This is a genomic window from Providencia vermicola (genome assembly GCF_010748935.1).
In the GTDB taxonomy this organism is placed as follows: domain Bacteria; phylum Pseudomonadota; class Gammaproteobacteria; order Enterobacterales; family Enterobacteriaceae; genus Providencia; species Providencia zhejiangensis.
Map to the genome: position 1 here is coordinate 3,981,175 of NZ_CP048796.1, position 21,613 is coordinate 4,002,787.

Sequence of the window (21,613 nt, forward strand, 5' to 3'; positions counted from 1 at the left end):
AACACTAAGAGAGATTGGAGCGGGAAACGAGACTCGAACTCGCGACCCCGACCTTGGCAAGGTCGTGCTCTACCAACTGAGCTATTCCCGCAGACCGAAAATAGTGTTTTAGCAAAACATTAAGAGAGTTTGGAGCGGGAAACGAGACTCGAACTCGCGACCCCGACCTTGGCAAGGTCGTGCTCTACCAACTGAGCTATTCCCGCAAAACTGCATCTTTTTGCTTTACCGTACAGATAAAAATCTTCATCGGTACGGGGAGCGCATTATACGAGAAATTGCACGGCAGGCAAGTCCCTTGTCGCAAATTTTTCATTTTTTTGTTCGTTTGCTGATAAATTGGGCATTGTGATGATTTTATCAACGATGAAAGTAACCTTCTGATTTCAATCGGTTAACACTTTTTTACTTTTGTGTTATTCCGCATAACGCACTCAACAATAAAGCACGCTAACAGACATGTTGACAGCCATTTGATGATAAAGAGAGATGAGATAAATAGCGGTAAGCAGTTAATATCGCAAGCAACGGAGTGCCTTCAATAGGCATTCCGTTAACTCGACTTAGCAACAAGGCTTATTTATTGAGATCTGCACTCATTGTCACGAAATTACCAACACGCGCACTGGTAATTTTGTAGCTGTCCGCACCCGCCTCTTTTGCTTTCTGAGCAATCATAGCTTCGGTAGAAGCTAGCGTGTCACCCGTTGCTGTAACCGTTTGAGCTGAAGCGCCGAAAGCCACTAAAGATAACAATGAAGCTGTTGTTAATGTTTTAATCATGTTCATAATTTTTATCCTTTAATTTTATCGTTAAAATTGACTTGATAACCCTTGTTATCTGCTATGCCATTAATTTAACCTCAAGTTACCGCAAATAAAAGCAACTAAATTTTGCTTTGTTTATCAATTTTTTTGAATAAAAATAGCGAGATCAGCACTTCATCCTATTAGGAAAATAAGTCATGAATACGTCAACAATAACGAGGAGTTAAAGAAGGTCAGTTACTAACATAAATAGGCCACTTATCGGTGGCCCATCTATTTTTAATCGCCTGGTCTAATAGGCTTTATTTAATAAAAGTTTCGCGGTAATAGGCTAATTCAGCAATGGATTCACGAATATCATCTAATGCTTGATGAGTACCTTTTTTCGTAAATCCCCCCAGTATTTCCGGTTTCCAACGACGAGCTAGCTCTTTTAATGTGCTGACATCAAGGTAGCGATAATGGAAATAACTTTCTAATTCAGGCATATAGCGAAATAAAAAACGACGATCTTGACCAACACTATTACCACAAATTGGTGAAGCGCCTTTTGGCACCCACTGCTCTAAGAAAGCAATCGTCGCTAATTCAGCGTCATGTTCACTGAACGTACTGCTTTTAACACGTTCAACTAATCCACTTCCTGTATGCGTATTGACATTCCATTCGTCCATCAAATCCAATTGCGCTTGTGTTTGATGAATCGCAATGACAGGACCTTGTGCTAAAATATTAAGTTGACTGTCCGTAACAATAGTCGCGATTTCGATAATACGGTCACGCTCAGGATCGAGACCGGTCATTTCTAAATCGATCCAGATTAAATTATTCTCATTCTTTTGCATCATATACCCTAACTTGATCCGGTGGAATTCGTGTATGATAGCGCGTTTGAGGTATCGACGCGATCCACTCAATGAAGCAAACAAAAAAACTCAGCCAACAATATCAAGAGAGGTCAGGTGGCTAAGCAGAAATTGTCAAAAGGCCAGCAGCGCCGCGTGCAGGCAAATCATCAAAAAAGACTGAAAAAACAAAATGTCACTGAAATTGATGATAGTCAACTAGGAGAAGCACAAGAAGGGCTAGTTATCAGCCGGTTTGGACAACATGCTGATATTGAAGCCAATGACGGTACATTGCAGCGTTGTAACTTGCGCCGCACTATCTCGTCTCTTGTGACTGGCGACCGTGTTGTTTGGCGCCCGGCACTGAATACGCAAACAGATAACAAGGTGAACGGCATTGTCGAAGCGGTTCATGAGCGCCGCTCAGTCTTAACACGACCTGACTATTATGACGGGCTGAAACCCATTGCTGCGAATATTGACCAAATCGTGGTGGTTTCGGCAATCCTACCGGAACTTTCTCTCAATATTATTGACCGCTATTTAGTGGCTTGTGAAACCGTTGGTATTCAACCAATTATTGTTCTGAATAAAATTGACCTGTTAGACCAAGAGAACCGCGAATGGGTCAGTGAGCTGATGACGATTTATCGCGATATTGGCTACCAAGTCCTCGAGGTATCCAGTCATACCAACGAAGGAATGGAAGCGCTCACTAACTTATTAGAAGGCAAAATATCGGTCTTTGTGGGGCAGTCCGGCGTGGGTAAATCCAGTTTACTGAATGCATTATTACCACATAATGAGGAAGCTATTTTAGTAAATGAAGTGTCTGACACCTCGGGGTTGGGCCAACACACGACAACAACGGCGCGCTTGTATCACTTCCCTCATGGAGGTGACGTTATCGACTCTCCGGGCGTACGTGAATTTGGCTTATGGCACCTTTCAACGGAACAAGTCACCAAAGGATTTGTCGAATTTAAAGATTATTTAGGTGGCTGTAAGTTCCGAGATTGTAAACATTTGGATGATCCCGGCTGCCTACTGCGTGAAGCAACAGAAGATGGGAAAATCGCGGAATCACGCTTTGAAAATTACCACCGTATTTTAGAAAGCATGGAGCAAGTGAAACCGCGTGGTAATTTCACGGGGAAAGAGAAATAAACCGGCTTAAAACGTAAGTATGTGCTTACATTTTTTTATGGACGCACAGGCTAAAGGTAAAGATTTTTAAGCCCATCGAAACAAAATAGCCTATTTAAAAAAGCAAAGGTACAATAACGCCTTTTTGCTAACTGGCCTTTTCGAATTTGAGGTTAACGTGCTAGATAAGATTAAAATACGTTTACAATATTTATTACCAAAACAAGGTCTTACACAACTTGCGGGCTGGTTTGCCAACAAGCAAGCTGGCTTCATCACTCAGTGGGCCATAAAACTATTTGCTAAAGCCTATAAAGTGGATATGAGTGAAGCACAAAAAAGCGAATTCACCGCTTATGCCACGTTTAATGATTTTTTTGTACGACCATTGAAAGACGAAGTTCGCCCATTGGTTGAAGGTCAACATCAATTAGCCCAACCTGCTGATGGCGCTGTCAGCCAATTAGGCCCAATTCAAGACGGTCACATTTTCCAAGCCAAAGGTCACAATTATACGGTGGAAGCTTTACTGGCGGGTAACTATCAGTTGGCAGAAAAATTTCGTCACGGCGACTTTATTACCACTTACTTATCTCCAAGTGATTATCACCGTGTTCATATGCCTTGTGATGGTTTATTAACCGAAATGATTTATGTTCCTGGGGATCTTTTCTCTGTGAACCCACTCACTGCCGCCAATGTACCGAATTTATTTGCACGTAATGAGCGCCTGATTTGTGTGTTTAAAACCGAGATAGGTCTGATGGTACAAATTTTAGTTGGTGCAACAATTGTCGGTAGTATTGAAACCGTCTGGAGTGGCTGCGTTAATGATCAACGCCAAGGTATTATTCAGCGTTGGACTTATCCAGACCAATTAACTGAAAATGCGGTATTCCTGAAAAAAGGCGAGGAAATGGGTCGTTTCAAACTTGGCTCAACCGTTATCAACCTGTTCGAGGCTAATACAATCCGTTTCAATTCTTCACTGATCCCAGGTTATGCTACCCGTATGGGTGAGCTATTAGCTGAAACGGTCACAAATGACACTTTAGCGGCGGCTACCGCTGAACAAACAGAAACTCAGTAATACTCAATTAATGATTTGAAGGAGCTCCCGACTGTGCGCTTGATTATCAGTTTTTTTTTCAGCCTGCTAATCGCCTTTTCTGCGGCTGGGGCTCCTAATACCACGCTAAATGAAGCACAGATTAAGCAGGAGCTGTCTCAACTAGATCCTAGCAAAAATCCCAAAGATGCGGAGATAGCGCAAGCTTTACAAGGCGCTCTCAACTGGATCAGTGAAGCCAATGAAGCGGATGCTAGAGCCAAGTCTTACCAAGACGCCATTGATAATTTCCCTAAAATTATTAAAGGGTTAAGGCAAGAATTGCTCAATGAAAGTGATGAGCCACCGGCTATCCCTGCCAATATCAGTTTGTCTGAGCTTGAACAACAAATTATTCAAGTCAGTAGCCAACTACTTGAACAAGGAAGAAAAACTCAGCAAGAACAAGATAAAGGACGTGAGATTAGTGAGTCACTCAGTGCGCTTCCCAAGCAGTTGTCAGAGTCACGACGCTTGCTTTCTGAAGCGGCTTTTCGTTTACAATCGCTAAGTACGCCCTCGACACCATTAGCGGAAGCGCAGTCAATCCTTGCTCAAGCAGAAGTAAGTGCTCGCAAATCCGAAGTTAATGAATTGGAAATGGCACAGTTATCAGCCAATAACCGCCAAGAGATTTCCCGTGTCACATTAGAGATCAATAAAAAACGCTATAACCGGCTAGAACTTGAACTGCAAAAATTGCGTGAAGTGCAAAACACGTTACGTCAGCAAAAAGCCGTATTAGCCCTTGAGCATACTGAAATGCTGGCTGAGCAAGGCGAGCTGACCCCTTTTCTAAAAGAACAAATTGATATTAACCGCAAATTGTCACAAGAGCTAACTGACCAAGCGGTTCGCATGAACAACATCAGTACTAGCCAAGCAGAAATTTCCTCGGGTATCCAAGATGCACGCCAAGCACTCACCACTATTCGTGAACAAGCACAATGGCTTGATGGTTCAAGTACGTTAGGAGAAGCCTTACGCACTCAGCTATCACGCCTACCTGAGATCCCTAAAAGCCAACAGCTTAACCGTGATATGGCTGACTTACGTGTGCAAAGGCTAAACTATGAAGACATGCTTGATCGGCTATCCAAGCTGGATACTGCCACACAAGAAACTGAAAATAATTTAAGCCCAGCACAAGCACAAGTTTATTCATCGCTGATCAAAACGCGTAAAGAGCTGCTCACGGCACTGATTTCAGGCTTTGATACTGAAATGCTTGAGCTAACGAAATTAAACGTAGCCACTAGCCAGCTCACCGATGCATTGAAAGATGTAAAAGATGCCTCACACCGTTATCTGTTTTGGGTCGCTGACGCACCGCCAGTAACGCTCCACTATCCTGTCTTACTGATCACTGATATTACCCAGTTGCTCTCTTTAGACACCTTATCGCAACTGACCGGTGCCTTAAAGGTGATGCTGACGACCCAAGATACTTTTTTGTATCTGCTCGGCTCAATCATTTTAGTTATCTTCAGTATTAGCACTCGTAAGCATTATCAGGATTTTCTTGATCGCGCTAGCTTACGTATTGGTAAAGTCACCCAAGACCATTTTTACCTCACTGTACGAACCATTTTTTGGTCTATCATTGTGGCGCTACCACTCCCGATGATGTGGTCCGCCATTGGCTACGGGTTACAAAGTGCATGGCAATACCCGATGGCGGCGGCGATAGGTTATGGCGTCAGCGCGACGACGCCGGTGCTATGGCTGTTTATGATCAGTGAAACCTTCTCTCGCCCCACAGGGTTATTTATTGCACACTTCGGCTGGGATAAAGATGCCGTAAAACGTGCGATGCGTTACTATCGCCTCGCTATTTTCGTTATTGTCCCCTTGATGATGGCGCTGATTACTTTTGAGTATTACAGTGACAGAGAATTCGCCTCAACCATTGGTCGCTTCTGTTTCTTGTTACTATGCTTTGCATTGAGTTTAATGACCAATAACTTGCGTCGCACACACGTTCCACTCTACCTTGATAGACATGGCTCAGGCGATAATCTCATCAACAAGGCATTATGGTGGATGCTACTCGGTGCACCAGTCGTCGCTGCCTTTTTCTCTCTGTTAGGTTATTTTTCAACTTCTCAAGCCCTGCTCGGTCGTTTAGAAACCTCGGTTGCCATCTGGTTTGTGTTATTAATTATCTATCATACTATCCGCCGTTGGATGTCAATTCAGCGTCGTAAACTCGCCTTTGAACGCGCCAAACAGCGTCGTGCAGACATCTTAGCCCAGCGGGCAAAAGGAGAGGATGACTCACAACAGCCAAACGCCAGTGGAGAAGGTAGTATTGATATTGATGAGCAAGTGATTGACCTTGATGCGATCAGCGCACAATCCGTCGGCTTAGTACGTTCGATACTTACGATGATTGCCTTAGTCTCTCTGATTTGGCTATGGTCTGAGCTGCACACTGCATTTTCGTTCCTTGAAAATATTCGCTTGTGGGATGTCACCTCTACCATTAATGGTGTTGATACTGTGCAACCAATCACGATGGGATCGATTTTTATCGCCATCTTGATCATCATTGTCACCACGCAATTAGTCAGAAATTTACCTGCATTGCTTGAGTTAGCGGTGTTACAGCATTTAGATTTAACCCCTGGCACGGGTTATGCCATAACCACACTGACGAAGTACTCACTCACTATCATAGGCACCATTGTTGGTTTCTCTATGTTGGGGATCGATTGGTCGAAATTACAGTGGTTAGTCGCCGCCATGGGGGTTGGGTTAGGCTTTGGTTTACAAGAGATCTTTGCCAATATCATTTCCGGTCTAATGATCTTGTTTGAAAAACCTATCCGAATTGGTGATACCGTCACCATACGCAATTTAACGGGTAGTATTACTAAGATTAACACCCGTGCGACCACCCTGACTGATTGGGATAGAAAAGAAATTATTGTGCCCAATAAGGCCTTTATTACAGAACAGTTTATCAACTGGTCTCTCTCTGACACCATCACACGTATTGTTATGACTATCCCTGCTCCTGCGGATGCAGACAGCCAGCAAGTCACCTCCATCATTCTCAGCGCGGCTGAACGTTCGAGCATGATATTGGATAACCCGAATCCTGAAGTTTATTTGGTCGATTTACAACAGGGTATTCAGATTTTCGAATTACGCGTCTATGCTGGCGAAATGGGGCACCGCTTACCAGCACGGCACGAAATCCATCAAAATATATTGGCGGCATTTGCAGAACAAGGGATTACCTTGCCATTCCCTCCATTCCAAGCACGCGTGGATATACGTGATAATGCATTACAAAGTGCAACGAATAATCTTGCAGGTCGCAATCCTCCACGTAAATCAGGAGAGCTATAACCGCAGAACTTAATGGTCAATAACTTAGGTTATTGACCATGATACTAATTTTTAAGGTAGTGAAATGAAAGCACCTATTGATCCACAAGATGAGCAGGTTTTATTACGAGTCACTCAATTTGATAAAGTTGGCTCGATCCTCTTTTTCCTGATCCCATTGATTATCTTGTTAGTCGTCGGAAAATCATTTGCCGTCTATATACTCTATTTATGGCAAGCGCTTTCCCTACTCTATATTGTGGTTTATCGCATGTTGGTGAGTAAATTATCAACCAAAGCGTTACAGTTAAATGTACGTAGAGGCTGGGGATACAATCGGTTTTATCGTATGAGTTGGGCCTATCTCGTGCTATCGATCATTATCATGGTGGGATATCGGATCATATCCCACTGAGTTTACTGTTCGTCAGCTCGCCTTAGCGCCATAGGATTGAATATAATTCTCAGCGAGTTGCTGTGCTTGTTTTAAGTCATTTTCATTTAATTGCTCGGCAATTTTATTTTGCAATTTCTGGCTCTCTTTATTACCACTATAAACTGCGGTTGCCAGCCAAGCATAAGCCTGTTGCAGGTTTTTCTTGACGCCTTTCCCTTCTGAATACATGACACCTAAACGATCTTGCGCTTTTGCATCACGCTGTTTAGCTGCTTTACGGAACCAAAACACGGCTTTTTCATTATCCTGATCAACACCGCTACCAATTGAATACATTTGGCCGATGTGGAATTGCGCAATGACATTGCCACCTTGCGCTGCTTTCCTAAACCAATAAGCTGCTTTTTCGAGATCTTGTGCGACACCAAGCCCTTGTGCATACATCATCGCCATGTTGGTTTCTGCACGGGTGTCATTTTGTTTAGCGGCTTGTTGATACCAAAGCATCGCCTTATCGTAGTCTCGACGCACACCGAAACCATTCACATACATCGTACCTAATTGGAATTGTGCATCAGAATTACCTCGGTCACCTGCTTTAATAAACCATTCCGCTGCAATTTTTGAGTCCTGAGAAACGCCATTGCCTTTAAAATAGCGCTGACCTAGAAGGTATTGCGCTGTTGGATCACCTTTTTGTGCTAACTGCGTAATTTGCTCTATGGTCTGTTGAGGAGGTGCCGATTTTGTCGACGGCGTGGCAAGTAACAGTGAACTATAGCAAACAGAACCTAATAAGAGCGCTAACGCAATTTTTTTCATCCTAAACAACCCTCAACAGTGCAAAATACCGACTGAGAAAACAGTGTGATCCATTATTATCGGCAGGCTGCGGTTTGACTATAGCCTAAACTCACAGCCGACTCGTCATAGTTTAATGCGACTTTCATACAGAAAGAATAGGAAAATTGAGTTTATTACTGATTTAGCACATTTTTTACTTTTATTATAGAAACTGAGGTATTTCCTGACCAAGTTAAATAAAAACAGACTGTTCTCTAAAAAAATAAGACAGAATTATTTATAGTGCGCATCAATGAGTATGGTTTAACCTCACCCATTCAGTAAGACAGTATTAAGCGATGTATCTCTACCCGTCCCCTTATTTTATGCAACCGCTATTGCAATAACGCATTTATTTTCTGCGTGATTATTCCATGAATCGTATTGAATGACTGACTATGGCCACGGGATGTTACAATAGCGTGACCCAGCTTTCCGTACTCACAACACTTCCTTCTTTTATTTTTCTCAAATAAAAATAAAATCTATTTTTATGTTTTTATATAAATCCGATTTAATAAAGGAATATTTATCCGTGATGCTATTGACTATGTTAACGCCAATATCGAGTATAAATAATTAGAGGCAGTATAATTTGCCTCTAATTTGGAATAATCTCTTTTTCGTGTTGTCAGTTAACCAACAGGATGAGTGAGATACAGTTTTCTCAGGTAGTTTGCTACCGCATCATCTGCATTAGAGCCAATAATTTCAAGTTGTGGTAATTCATCTTTGAGCATTTGATGAGCATTTTCCATAATGCAGCCTTTACCTGATAAGGTCAGCATTTCTTTATCGTTCATCCCATCACCAAAGGCGATACAATCATGAACTTGATAGCCCTGCAACGCCGCAACTTGTTGCAACGCTTCACCTTTAGAGACCACTCCAGCCATCACTTCAAGGCAACTACGTAATGAAAATGTCACATTGACGCGGTCTTGCCAACGCTCACGGATCCGATTTTGTAAATCGACTAACAAGTCGTGATCTTCACTCGTGTAATAGACTTTACACACGTCAGAAGTATCAAAGTTATCGCGCTCAAATAAGGTATATTGAAACACGGATTCTTTGAAAAACTCTTTTTGTTCAGGGCTTTCGCGGTTAATAAACCAGTCATCACCACTGTAATAGTTAGTCACAAGATCAGGATTATCGAAGTCCATCAAGCACAATTCATGTGCAATGTCAGGATCAACATTATGTTTAAAAATCAGTTCGCCCTTTGTATTGTGAACTCGAGCACCATTGGAGGTGATCATATAAGCATCAATACCTAAACCATCTCTAATTTGTGCAACATCCACATGGTGGCGGCCCGTTGCAAACACAAAATGGATATCTTGTGTTTCGACTAACTGTTTCAACGTTTCCTTGGTAAAAGAGGTCAAATCATGATTGGGAGATAAAAGCGTACCATCCAAATCAGAAGCAACAACAGGATATTTCATAAATCATTCCTAACTAATACTGCTCAAAAAAATCACAGATTGCATTAAGTGCCATCGCTCTTAGTGCATCCACTTCAAACAGGATTTCATGGTGTGCCCCTTCTATCACGAGAGGTAATTTTTCTTCTCTTCCTGTTTGTGCTTTTTGCCGACTTTGACAAAAAGCCTGTAGCTCTCGATTGCTGACCACTTTATCTTCACTTGCTTCTAGTAGCATCAGTGGTACATCAATTTCTCCCGCTCTTGCAATCAGCTCATCACCAATTGCAAAACTTTCTTTTAGCCAATGATAAGTTGGCCCTCCAAGACGCAAGTCAGGATAGTCGGCATAATAACGCAAATAACGCCGATAGCGCTCTTGACTGTGTGTCAGGACGTTAATCATATAAGGTAATGGCTGCCATTTACCCGTCGATACCGCATACTCATTACGCACACTTTGGTGTAATTCTGCCCTATCAACAATAAAGCTGGCTAGCCAATGTGGTATAGGTAAATTAATCCCAATCATAGGCGCACAAAGCGCAGCCGCATCAAAAGTCACCTTATCTCGCAATAAGTAGCCTCCTAGGATCGCTCCTCCCATCGAGTGGGCTAAGGCATAACATTTGAGATAATGCCGACATTGCACTTCAAGTTCAATAAACTTTGCAAAATCATCGATATAATCAGTGAACTTTTCAACGTGCCCTTTTTGTGGATCGGCAAGCATACGTCCTGATCGTCCCTGCCCTCGATGATCCACAATAAAGACATCAAAGCCAAGATGATAAAAGTCATAAGCAACTTCAGGATATTTCACATAGCTTTCACTACGCCCTGGAGAGATCACAATGGCTTTACTGTGCTGAGAATTGATAAAACGAACGTAACGGATAGGCACATCATCTACCCCCAAAAATTCAGCTTCCTCTCGCTGTATCCAGAAATCCAAAAGAGGCCCGTTGGTAAACGCAGCAAATTGAGCTTCTCGATTTAACCAGCTCTCTTTTAGCTTCTCAGGGGTCATTATATTTATCCTTTCGTCATTCGTAACCTTCAAGATGATCCCGAATCAATGTCATAAAGGCATCACCAAAGCGTTCTAGCTTCCGTTCTCCCACGCCGTTGATCAACAACAATTCTGAGGAAGACGTAGGGCAGTGCTCTGCCATTTCAATCAGTGTTGCATCATTAAAAACCACAAATGGGGGGATGTTTTCTTCATCGGCTATAGATTTACGTAATTTGCGTAGCTTAGCAAACAACTTCTTATCATAGTTGCCCCGATAAACTTTGTTTTGCTGATTACGGCTTTTTGTTACTAAAACGCGAGGAACGGCTAATTGCAGTGATGATTCACCGCGTAAAATCGGCCTAGCTGCTTCAGTAAGTTGTAATGCGGAGAAATGAGTAATATTTTGTGTGATCATGCCAAGGTGAATTAATTGGCGGATCACACTCACCCAATGCTCATGGCTTTGCTCTTTTCCGATACCGTAAACAGGTAATTGGTCATGGCCTAATTCCCGAATACGCTGATTATTCGCCCCACGTAATACTTCGACAATATAGCCGATACCAAAACGTTGACCAACACGATAAATGCACGAGAGCGCTTTTTGTGCATCGACTAAACCATCATACTGTTTTGGAGGGTCTAAACAGATATCACAGTTCCCACACGGTGACTGCCTATTTTCGCCAAAATAATTGAGTAGTACCAATCGACGACAAGTTTGTGCTTCGGCAAATGCGGCTATCGCATTTAGTTTATGCCGTTCAATATCTTGTTGCAGACCCGCGGGTTTTTCTTCGAGACAGCGGCGTAGCCATGCCATATCAGCGGGATCATAAAAAAGGATTGCTTCCGCCTCAACCCCATCACGTCCGGCACGTCCAGTCTCTTGGTAATAGGCTTCAATATTGCGAGGAATATCAAAATGTGCAACAAAACGCACATTCGACTTGTTGATCCCCATACCAAATGCCACTGTTGCCACAACAATTTGCAAGTTGTCTTTTAAAAAAGCATCCTGAACCCACTCGCGTTGCTGGCTATCTAATCCCGCGTGATACGCTGCAACACTTAGCCCCCGTTTTTGTAAGCGTTCGGCGGTTTCTTCCACTTTACTACGGCTATTACAATAAACGATACCAGCCTTGCCTTTCTGGGCTTTAATAAAAAACCAAAGTTGTTCCAGTGGCTTATACTTTTCTACTAAGGTATAGCGAATATTCGGTCTATCAAAGCTACTGATTTGTATCAACGGGTCATGTAAATCGAGCAAGCGAACAATATCTGCTCGTGTTGTTTCATCTGCCGTTGCTGTTAATGCCATCACTGGCACATCGGGAAAATGTTGTCTCAATTGGCCAAGGGCACGATATTCAGGACGGAAATCATGGCCCCATTGTGAAATACAATGAGCCTCATCGACGGCCAATAGACTTATATTCCAATTAGCCAGTTGGTTTAGAAAGTAGTCAGTCAGTAATCTTTCAGGGGCGATATACAGTAATTTCAAAACACCTTGCGCGCACAGATCCATGACCTCACGCTGTTCTTGGGCGGTCTGAGAAGAATTTAAACAAGCCGCACTAATGCCATGAAGTCGTAATTGATCGACCTGATCTTTCATTAATGAAATTAAGGGGGAAACCACCAGCGTCACCCCCTCCTTGACTAGAGCAGGCACTTGATAGCACAGAGACTTACCGCCTCCTGTTGGCATGAGTACTAAGCAGTCACGATGGTCAAAAATTGCTCGAATAACGGCTTCCTGCCCAGGGCGGAAAGACTGATAACCGAAAGTACTGTTGAGTATACTTTCAGCAAGTGAAAACTGGGAGATCACTTCTGCAGTAGACACGCGGATCCTCAAATTACAAACTGATAGCTGCCCGTCAGAGAGCAGCGTCTAAATAGTGGGTTAGTGCCCGAAGCCTTTCAAGGTATCGCTTGAATTAAGGTTGTCGTATGCTAACAAATAAGTGCTAACGACTAAAGCATATCATTTAGCATCACACCGATACCAAAGCGAGTTTGCCGATAATCATAATCGATCATGGATTCGCCGTAACCGCTAAATAATTGGGTATAGAACCTCACATGCTTGGTGATTGGATAGCTCCAACCTAGCTCAGCCGCACCATAGCCACTATTCCAGTTATAACGCCCCGTTGCCGTAAATACACTATCACCTAAGGCATAACCTACTTTTAACCGGTAATAGCCCATATATTTGGTGATATCTTTATTATCATCACTTCCTTCACTTTCGTGAATGCGATACCAAGGTTTTAAATCGACTTGCCAGTTACCATTTTGGGCCATAGCACGTGCATAAATACGATTCCAACTGCGTGACGTCGGCTCAGAACGGCCATTCGACTCATGGTTGAAACCCGTTTCTAATTCACGCAACGTCCAACCCCCCCACTGGTAGTCAGTCGCCCAACCAATAAAAATTTGCGGTTCATAGTTAGTATCACGAAAGGGTGAAGATTCTTTTTTATTACTTAATTGCCACCAAGAACGTTGCGTATAAGATGCGGCTAAGACGGAGTTATCCCCCGCAATCCCTCTCCATAAAGGAAAAGCTAAACTCAGTTGAAATTTTACTTCGTCATGTAAAGCATCATCACCCCAATTATAGGTTTGTATCGCTTCCTTATTTATTGATGAAGTATAAGTATAAATAATGTAGTTAGACTCATATGGATAAAGTACAAAAGGATTATCGTAATTTTGTAATAAACCCGAAATAATACTCCCTCTTATTGGCTTGTTATCTGTAACTTCTTGCGAATTTGGCGTATCCGATTTTTCTGCCGCAAATAATGATACGGACCAAAAACAGAGCACTACACTAAGTAATTTGTGAAAAATGCGCATTCTGTTATTCCTATTTTGTACATTCCCAAAAAAAGTTTTTCTCATTTTACACATAAAATCTGATAACTGCTGAAAGATTATTCGTTCATTTGCTAGAGACATATTTTATACATAGTGGTAACTTATTGTTCACATATTTTTAAAGGAATAAAGCAGATGAATGACCATACTTACACATTAGAAGAAGCCAGTAAGCTCATGAGTGATGCATTTATCTATAAAATGCCTTTTAATCACCTTTTAGGCATCGAATTAGCACATATGAGCGATGATTTTGTCCAACTGACCATTAATAATCGTCCAGAATTGATAGGCAATTTCACACAAAATATCCTGCATGGTGGCGTGATCGCATCCCTATTAGATGTTGCCGGCGGCATGGTATGTATTAATCGCATTCTTCAACGTATCACCCCATTAATCCATCAAGATATCGTTGAGAAAATGTCAAAAATGGGCACCATCGATCTACGAGTTGATTATTTACGTCCTGGTCGCGGTGAAGTTTTTACGGCTAGTGCAAGTTTACTGCGCGACGGTAATAAAATTGCCGTGACTCGCTGTGAATTACATAATGAACGTAATCAGCATATTGCTACAGCCACTGCGACTTATCTAATTGGATGAAAATAAAAAGTAAAAATTTAGTTACTTACTCAACTAATGACTTGTAAAAAAACTCGAGCAATGTCACATTAATAAGGTCATAAATCGAGCCAATATTTTCTTTGGCTCGATATCTCAATCGACTTACTTTTAGCCGTTTATTCGAATTCAGAGTCAATAATGAACCAACAAAACACCATTAAGGGTGTCTTATGCGCCTTGGGCGCCTATTTAATTTGGGGCGTCGCACCTATTTATTTTAAAACCATCCAAGAGGTGCCAGCAGAAGAAATACTGACTCACCGTATTATTTGGTCATTTTTCTTTATGTTGGTCTTATTAACGGCCACTAGGCATTGGAGCTATATGCGCCAAGTGTTAAAACACCCTAAAAAAATTCTGATTTTGGGTGTCACTGCGGTAACCATTGCTTCCAACTGGCTAATTTATATTTGGGCTGTCAATAATGGTCATATGTTACAAGCTAGCCTAGGCTATTTTATAAACCCTTTAGTCAACGTCTTGTTTGGCATGCTATTTCTACAAGAACGTTTTCGCCGCATGCAGTGGATTGCTGTCAGTTTAGCGCTCATGGGAGTGCTGATCCAACTATGGCAATTTGGTTCAGTGCCGATCATTGGGTTAAGCCTTGCGGTCACTTTTGCAACTTACGGTTTATTGCGTAAAAAACTGGGGGTTGATGCTCAAATTGGCATGACATTCGAGACACTCTGGTTATTACCTGTCGGCATCATTTTCTTACTATTCTTTGCGGATAGTCCGACTAGCAATATGACAATGAATGATTGGCATTTAAATGTGTTATTAATCCTCGCTGGTGTGATTACAACGGTGCCTTTGTTACTGTTTACTGAAGCAGCAAACCACTTACGTTTATCAACACTTGGATTTTTCCAATATTTGGGACCAACAATTATGTTCTTACTCGCTGTATTTATCTATGGTGAGCAAATGACATCAGAATTGTTAGTCACTTTTGGTTTTATTTGGGTTGCATTAATTTTATTTACCTTGGATGCACTTTACACACAACGTAGGTTACGAAGATAAATTCAGTAAATTGCCTATTTAAAGGCAATTATCGAAACCCTGGCCTTTTATTATTTATTAATTAGAAGGTCAGGGTTTCATTTTATGGAACTTCATTTGTTAATTTACTTTATGCATATAGACAATCGACAAAGTTATATCATTTAGATAAATGATTTCCCCAACCTAAATAAATTACAAATAACCTATTTACGATTAATAGTACCTATTATTCACATCAATAGAGAAATGATCATCTGTCATTGGCAATGGCTCTAATACTTTCATTCAAATAAACAATAAATCCAATAAAAATCAACATTTTAGAAAAGCATGTGACACATTGATTTAATTCTCAAACAAGCTATTATTATATTTATCCAAAATGAGCTTTTATTTACCCACATTAAAATCAAACCAACTTATTGAATTAAAAAAATATTTATTTTTTTAATAATTAATCATTGCGTTAAAGGAACATCGAATCTATATTGTACGCCGCTTGTATTCACCCCAGCGGATGGTGATGGTCCGATTCATCACTGACGTTTCATTAAAGTGCGCACGATGACAGATGATTTATCAAATGTCCTGGTGCGAGGTTTTCTGAAATTGAATATGAGTTCGCTCTAAAATTTATTTTAATACAATAATGTAGCGTTATAACTCAGGTTATATACTCACATAATTCTAGATGCAGTTAAACATCAATGAATGCACCGCTAATAGCATAGAAAGTGATGCTGCTTGTTCAAATGAACATAGCTACCATTTATTAACATAACGCTGCAACTGAAGTATTAACGAGTATAGCTGCATTTTAGGTTCACTCCGCCTATGGAGTTGATAGTTGTTAAGGGCTTTTGGGAAGGGCTTAAAAATGCAACAGAATACCGTTCAAATGAAACGTGTACTGACCACACCTGCGTTAGTTTTTTTCGGGCTGGCTTATATGGTGCCACTCGGAATTTTCACCACCTATGGCCAAGTGACTGTATTAAGTGAAGGCCATTTGCCTATCGCTTATCTTGTGACATTGGCTGCTGTTCTATTTACTGCGATGAGTTATTGCCGAATGACAAGTGCACTGCCGCTAGCAGGCTCTGCCTATTCATATGTGCAAAGGACGTTTGGCGGTACACTGGGCTTCCTCGTCGGTTGGGCACAATTGCTCGATTATCTATTTCTGCCAATTATTAACTATATTGCTATTGGGATCTTCGTTCATGAAGCATTCCCGAGCATTCCAATGCCAGTGATTATCTGCACGACAATTGCCGTTGTCAGCTTGATGAATATTTTGGGGATAAAATTAGTTTCCTCCATGAATATGCTGATCATCGCCATGCAAATTGTCTTTATTGCGGTCTTCTTATATCTGAGTTTCAAAACAAACTTTGTGCTAGATACTGAAGCACTACTCGCGCCGATTACGCTGGCAGCAGATCAGGTTCCTGGTTTATTTGCGGGAGCAGCGGTTCTCTGCTTAGCCTTCTTAGGTTTCGATGCCATTTCAACAATGGCGGAAGAAACAAAGGATGCTCGCAGCGCCCTACCTAAAGCGATTATCTATACCGTCTTTATTGCTGGCACCTTATTTGTGGTTATCTCGTATAGCGCACACTTAAGCTACCCTATGTGGCAAGAGTTTATTCCGAATACCGATGTTGCTAGCCTTGCAGTCATGAAACAAGTTGGTGGAGCCATGATGGCATCCAGCTTTATCACCGCTTATGTGATCGGTGTGTTTGCCTCTGCAATGACGTCACAAGCCAGTATTGTGCGTATTTTCTATGCTATGGGTCGTGATGGTGTATTGCCACGCTCTATATTTGCTTACCTGCACCCAAGGCTGAATACGCCGGTGTATTCAATTATCTTTGTTGCTATCGCGTCACTACTCTCACTGGTACTGTCGTTAAGCATGGTAGCGTCAATGATCAGCTTTGGTGCATTGATTGCGTTTACCTTTGTTAACTTGTCGGTTATCAAACACTTTTATATCGACCGTAAAGAGGCTTTAAACGGTAAAAAACTGATCACTTGCCTGATTATGCCGTCGATTGGTGTCATACTGACCTTATGGTTATGGACAAGTTTAGATAAAGAAGCCTTTACGGTTGGCCTATGCTGGCTTGCGGCAGGCGCGTTTTATCTGACATTGCTGACACAGGGTTTCAGACGTAGTCCACCAGCAATCTCTGACGATGAGACGAATATGATTATCAATTAACTCTCGCTATTTCGAGCTAACGTATGTATTGACTAGAATCACGTATAGATGTCGCATACTGTTGCTACCCAGCTGTGCCTCGAAGTAGTTAGAGTGACATTCATATAATTGTAGACTTGGGGGAGCGATGCCTTCCCCTTTGTTATTCTGGCTCTACCTATACCGAGCCCCTGATAAAGACTGTGATAGAAATGAATAATAAAGTTGCTGATGTCATTTATTTCAACGGTTATATCTACACTGCTGATAAACAAGATAGTGTTGTAGATGCCATTGCCGTACAAGATGGCTATATTATCGCGAGCGGTACCTCTGATGAATTACATCAATATGTTGGGCCGAAAACTGAAAGTATCGATTTAGAAGGTAAGATGATGATGCCAGGCATCATCGATGGTCATATGCACCCATTTTGGGGCGGTATTCAATTATTTGGGTGTCACCTCAACTATGAATCGCTGACTATTGAACAAATTCTTCAGCGCGTCCAAGAACACTTGGATAAAGATCCTCGTACAGGTGAAAATGATTGGCTAAAAGTCACTGCATGGCTACGTCAAGGCATGTTACCCGCAGGCATCGATATGTATCGCGAAGACATGGATAAACTGAAGACAAAGCGTCCGGTCGTCCTATTTTCCAATGACTGCCACACCTTATTAGCCAATAGCCGTGCATTAGAACTCTTTGGTATCACCAAAGATACCCCTGAGCCACCTGATGGCAAAATCGGTAAATATGCTAATGGCGAGCTAAATGGCATTTTAGAAGATGCTCCGGCGATGCGTGCCGCGGATAGTATTCCATCAATTCGTGATGACCAAGCGGTTGAAGTCGCTGAATTAGTGCAAAAAGTACTCAACCAGCAAGGCGTGACCACCGTTATGGATGCGCGTGTTTCCGAACAGCAGTTAGAAGCGTTCGCGGAACTCCAACGCCGCGGCGAACTAACGGTGCGTTTTCAAGCGGCTCGAGAAATTACGCCAGATGATACGCCTAATGTCGCAGCCGTTGCGGCCGCGGTGGATAAAGCCGTTGCTTTTGCCAAAAAATGGCACCAAGCTGATTGGACGCCAGCACCGGGGATTGGTCTACGTAATATCAAAATGTTTGTCGATGGCGTATTGCAATACCCAACCATGACGGCTTCATTGCTCCAACCTTATCGTATCAATAAAGGCACTGACGAAGCACCGAACTGGGTTGAAACCGATAACTACGGTGATTTGTATTTTACTGCTGAAATTCTGGATGAATTAATGGAAAAAATTGCAGCAGCAGGTTACGACCCCCATTTACATACCGTTGGTGAGGGAGCCGTTTCTATCGTGCTGGATGCGATTGAAAAGATGCGCGCAGCGCATCCAGAAAAAGATATTCGCCCAGGTCTTGCTCATAATGAATTGGTACATCCAAAAGATTATGAACGTTTTGCACGCCTCAACACTATTGCTTGCCTCTCCTTTCAATGGGCAGCCCCCACACCTGAACTGGCCGCCTTTGAACGCAAGATGTTAGGCGAAGAGCGTTTCGAACAATTGGAACCGATTGCGAAGTTTATCGATGCGGGCGCGGTAGTTGCTTTCGGTAGTGACTGGCCAATTGATGACTTTGATGAGTGGTATGATTTAAAAGTCGCAGCCACTCGTCGCGGGCGTCACATTGACGGTAACCCAGCACCCCGTCTGGATAATGACCGTGATATGACCGTGACTGAAGTTCTACGTTCAGCAACCATTGATTCTGCCTATGCTCAACACAGAGAAGATGTGATTGGTTCATTAGAAGTCGGGAAATTTGCAGACATGATCGTCCTTGATCGCAATGTATTTAAAATCCCAGCAGATGATATCGAAAATGTAAAAGTATTGCGTACGATTATTGGCGGAAAGACCGTCCATGTCGCACAATAGCTTAATATTTAATTAATATTTAGACGGCTTACTGCCTTTCAGTAAGCCGTTCTACACAGAGTAAAGCATTCTTAATCAGCAACACCATTGTGAAAACTGCTTGCAATCCCCTATCCCCCTCGTTATTATCCGCTCGTTTTTTTACTCACCCACACACTGCAAGGAGGAACATTATGACAACAATTCATCACACTCTTTGCGGGCGTACTCAGAAATAGTCTCTCTATCTCTCCAGTTCTTGCCTGCTAAATCACCTTATTTTTTCCTTAAAAATGAGTTAATGACTTATGGGCAATATCATTCATTCTGTCAGCGAACACGTCAGTTATATCGCAACAGAAAACACGTGGATTGAAAGCAAAGCGATCCAACAATTACAAACAACCGCAGCACTCCCTAACATGGTTTCTGTGGTCGGTATGCCAGATCTACATCCGGGTCGTGGTTACCCAATTGGTGCTGCATTTTTCTCAGCACAGCGCTTCTATCCCGCATTGGTCGGTAATGATATTGGTTGTGGAATGCGTTTATTTCAAACCGATATCAAGAGCACTAAGTTAAACTTGGATAAGTTTGAAAAACAGTTATCCACAATGCCGGATAGCGCTCCCTTAGAATGGCTTAATGAGCATGTTCCACATGAGATGAAATCCCATCATTTTATGTCCTCACTCGGCTCCATTGGCGGCGGTAATCACTTTGCTGAATTTCAAATCATCGACAAAATCTTTAGCGACGAGTCGATTACCCAAAGCGGTTTAAATAAAAAATGTGCATTACTGCTTGTGCACAGTGGCTCTCGTGGATTAGGCCAATCCATATTACGTCAGCATGTTGAAAACTATGGACACAATGGCCTTGAAGAGTCTTCAAATGAAGCGAAAGCCTATTTAGAGGCACACCAAAATGCATTATCTTTTGCCGAATTAAACCGCCAATTAATTGGTTTATGTATGTTGCAGCAGGTCAAGGCTAAGGGGGAAATGGTCCTTGATGTTAATCATAATTTGGTTGAGCCGTGCACTCTTAACGGTATACAAGGTTGGCTACATCGCAAGGGTGCCACCCCTTCTGACCAAGGCATGGTCATTATTCCAGGATCACGCGGCGATTTCAGTTATTTAGTTCTGCCTCATCCCCGTGAGGTTAGCTTAAATTCACTGGCTCACGGTGCGGGTCGCAAATGGATGCGTACGGAGTGTAAGGGGCGACTGTCTCATCGCTATACCCCATTACAGCTAGCGCGAACTGCATTAGGTAGCCGAGTCATCTGTGCTAATAAACAATTGATTTATGAGGAAGCACCACAATCCTATAAGTCGATTGAAACCGTGATTGAAAGCATGGTGGGAGCAGGGTTAATTGAGGTTATCGCACGTTTACGCCCCTTACTGACCTACAAAACCAGTGGGGAATGTGCGTAATGTTATTACAATTTTCTTCTGCACAAGGCCCCGAGGAGTGCTGTATTGTCGTTGAAAAAGCGTTAGCTTGCTTTTTCGTTGAAGCTAAAAAACATCAAGTGACGGTTGATCTACTCGACACTGTCGCATCAAAACACGGTTTAAAATCTGCGTTGGTCTCTTTAGAAGGGCATGACGCTGAAAAGCTAGCTCAGTTATGGTCTGGTACACTACAGTGGCAATGTCCAAGCCCCTTAAGGCCCAACCATAAACGGAAAAATTGGTTTATTAATGTGATCCGCTTTTCACCTATTCAAGCTATTGAAGAGAGTGATATTGAATTCGAATTTATAAAAGCTCAAGGTCCTGGTGGGCAGCATGTTAATAAAACTTGCTCAGCGGTAAGAGCAAAACATCTTGCAACTGGGATCAGTGTCAAAGTGCAATCTGAACGTAGTCAGCATGCGAATAAGAAATTAGCTAAGCAACTTATTTATTGGCGTTTAAATGAATACCAAGATCAGCAAGCATCGGAATTGAATAAGCAACGACATAATGCGCATTATCAAATAGAAAGAGGAAATGCGAATATTACCTTTTCTGGACAAGCATTTAAACGAATTAATTAATC

17 protein-coding genes and 2 tRNA genes are annotated in these 21,613 nt (G+C 42.1%); 10 read left to right on the forward strand and 9 right to left on the reverse strand.

Annotated features, from left to right (window positions below):
* Positions 1-15: 15 nt before the first annotated feature.
* From G3341_RS18035 to orn, 4 genes are all read right to left on the reverse strand, one after another.
* Positions 16-91 (reverse strand) — tRNA-Gly (locus tag G3341_RS18035).
* A gap of 39 nt (positions 92-130) precedes the next feature.
* Positions 131-206: transfer RNA gene (locus tag G3341_RS18040), tRNA-Gly, on the reverse strand.
* 370 nt (positions 207-576) lie between these two features.
* On the reverse strand, positions 577-789 hold the full coding sequence (locus G3341_RS18045) for a DUF1471 domain-containing protein (protein WP_154624508.1): 213 nt from the start codon (positions 787-789) through the stop codon (positions 577-579).
* Between the two features lie 281 nt (positions 790-1,070).
* Positions 1,071-1,613, reverse strand: coding sequence for an oligoribonuclease (gene orn / locus G3341_RS18050; protein ID WP_154624509.1), 543 nt, complete (start codon positions 1,611-1,613; stop codon positions 1,071-1,073).
* Between the two features lie 117 nt (positions 1,614-1,730).
* Between orn and rsgA the strand changes: the two genes are divergently transcribed.
* From rsgA to G3341_RS18070, 4 genes are all read left to right on the forward strand, one after another.
* Positions 1,731-2,783, forward strand: coding sequence for a small ribosomal subunit biogenesis GTPase RsgA (gene rsgA, locus G3341_RS18055; RefSeq protein WP_163863233.1), 1,053 nt, complete (start codon positions 1,731-1,733; stop codon positions 2,781-2,783).
* A 157-nt stretch (positions 2,784-2,940) separates the two neighbouring features.
* Complete coding sequence (asd, locus tag G3341_RS18060) at positions 2,941-3,852, forward strand: archaetidylserine decarboxylase (protein WP_163863235.1); 912 nt, start codon at positions 2,941-2,943, stop codon at positions 3,850-3,852.
* Positions 3,853-3,885: 33 nt separating this feature from the next.
* The gene (gene mscM / locus G3341_RS18065) at positions 3,886-7,227 is read left to right on the forward strand and encodes a miniconductance mechanosensitive channel MscM (protein ID WP_163863237.1); all 3,342 of its coding nucleotides are present in this window, start codon (positions 3,886-3,888) and stop codon (positions 7,225-7,227) included.
* A 64-nt stretch (positions 7,228-7,291) separates the two neighbouring features.
* Positions 7,292-7,621 carry a hypothetical protein gene (locus tag G3341_RS18070; protein ID WP_163863239.1) on the forward strand — a complete coding sequence of 110 codons (330 nt, stop codon included), beginning with the start codon at positions 7,292-7,294 and terminating at the stop codon, positions 7,619-7,621.
* Between the two features lie 12 nt (positions 7,622-7,633).
* Here the strand turns inward: G3341_RS18070 and G3341_RS18075 are convergent, their stop codons facing one another.
* The 5 genes from G3341_RS18075 to pldA all read right to left on the reverse strand — a co-directional run bounded on the left by G3341_RS18075 (position 7,634) and on the right by pldA (position 13,777).
* A complete protein-coding gene (locus tag G3341_RS18075) occupies positions 7,634-8,425 on the reverse strand; it encodes a tetratricopeptide repeat protein (protein ID WP_163863241.1) in 792 nt (263 codons plus the stop codon).
* A 656-nt stretch (positions 8,426-9,081) separates the two neighbouring features.
* Entirely contained in the window at positions 9,082-9,900 is an 819-nt protein-coding gene (gene yigL / locus G3341_RS18080; protein WP_154624514.1) for a sugar/pyridoxal phosphate phosphatase YigL, read from the reverse strand.
* A gap of 13 nt (positions 9,901-9,913) precedes the next feature.
* The gene (pldB, locus tag G3341_RS18085; RefSeq protein ID WP_154624515.1) at positions 9,914-10,909 is read right to left on the reverse strand and encodes a lysophospholipase L2; all 996 of its coding nucleotides are present in this window, start codon (positions 10,907-10,909) and stop codon (positions 9,914-9,916) included.
* A 16-nt stretch (positions 10,910-10,925) separates the two neighbouring features.
* A complete protein-coding gene (gene recQ / locus G3341_RS18090; RefSeq protein WP_163863243.1) occupies positions 10,926-12,752 on the reverse strand; it encodes an ATP-dependent DNA helicase RecQ in 1,827 nt (608 codons plus the stop codon).
* A gap of 131 nt (positions 12,753-12,883) precedes the next feature.
* Complete coding sequence (gene pldA, locus G3341_RS18095) at positions 12,884-13,777, reverse strand: phospholipase A (protein WP_154624517.1); 894 nt, start codon at positions 13,775-13,777, stop codon at positions 12,884-12,886.
* A gap of 156 nt (positions 13,778-13,933) precedes the next feature.
* Here pldA and G3341_RS18100 point away from each other — a divergent pair, with 156 nt between their 5' ends.
* From G3341_RS18100 to prfH, 6 genes are all read left to right on the forward strand, one after another.
* A complete protein-coding gene (locus tag G3341_RS18100) occupies positions 13,934-14,404 on the forward strand; it encodes a thioesterase family protein (protein ID WP_154624518.1) in 471 nt (156 codons plus the stop codon).
* A gap of 159 nt (positions 14,405-14,563) precedes the next feature.
* Positions 14,564-15,454: an EamA family transporter RarD gene (gene rarD / locus G3341_RS18105; RefSeq protein ID WP_154624519.1), complete on the forward strand. Its 891-nt coding sequence runs from the start codon at positions 14,564-14,566 to the stop codon at positions 15,452-15,454.
* Between the two features lie 859 nt (positions 15,455-16,313).
* Positions 16,314-17,666, forward strand: a complete 1,353-nt coding sequence (locus G3341_RS18110; RefSeq protein WP_154624359.1) for an APC family permease — start codon at positions 16,314-16,316, stop codon at positions 17,664-17,666.
* A 191-nt stretch (positions 17,667-17,857) separates the two neighbouring features.
* A complete protein-coding gene (locus G3341_RS18115) occupies positions 17,858-19,579 on the forward strand; it encodes an amidohydrolase (protein WP_154624358.1) in 1,722 nt (573 codons plus the stop codon).
* A 287-nt stretch (positions 19,580-19,866) separates the two neighbouring features.
* Complete coding sequence (locus tag G3341_RS18120) at positions 19,867-21,003, forward strand: RNA ligase RtcB family protein (protein ID WP_163863245.1); 1,137 nt, start codon at positions 19,867-19,869, stop codon at positions 21,001-21,003.
* Positions 21,003-21,611, forward strand: coding sequence for a peptide chain release factor H (gene prfH, locus G3341_RS18125; protein ID WP_163863246.1), 609 nt, complete (start codon positions 21,003-21,005; stop codon positions 21,609-21,611). The genes G3341_RS18120 and prfH overlap by 1 nt, the downstream gene beginning before the upstream one ends.
* Positions 21,612-21,613: the final 2 nt, after the last annotated feature.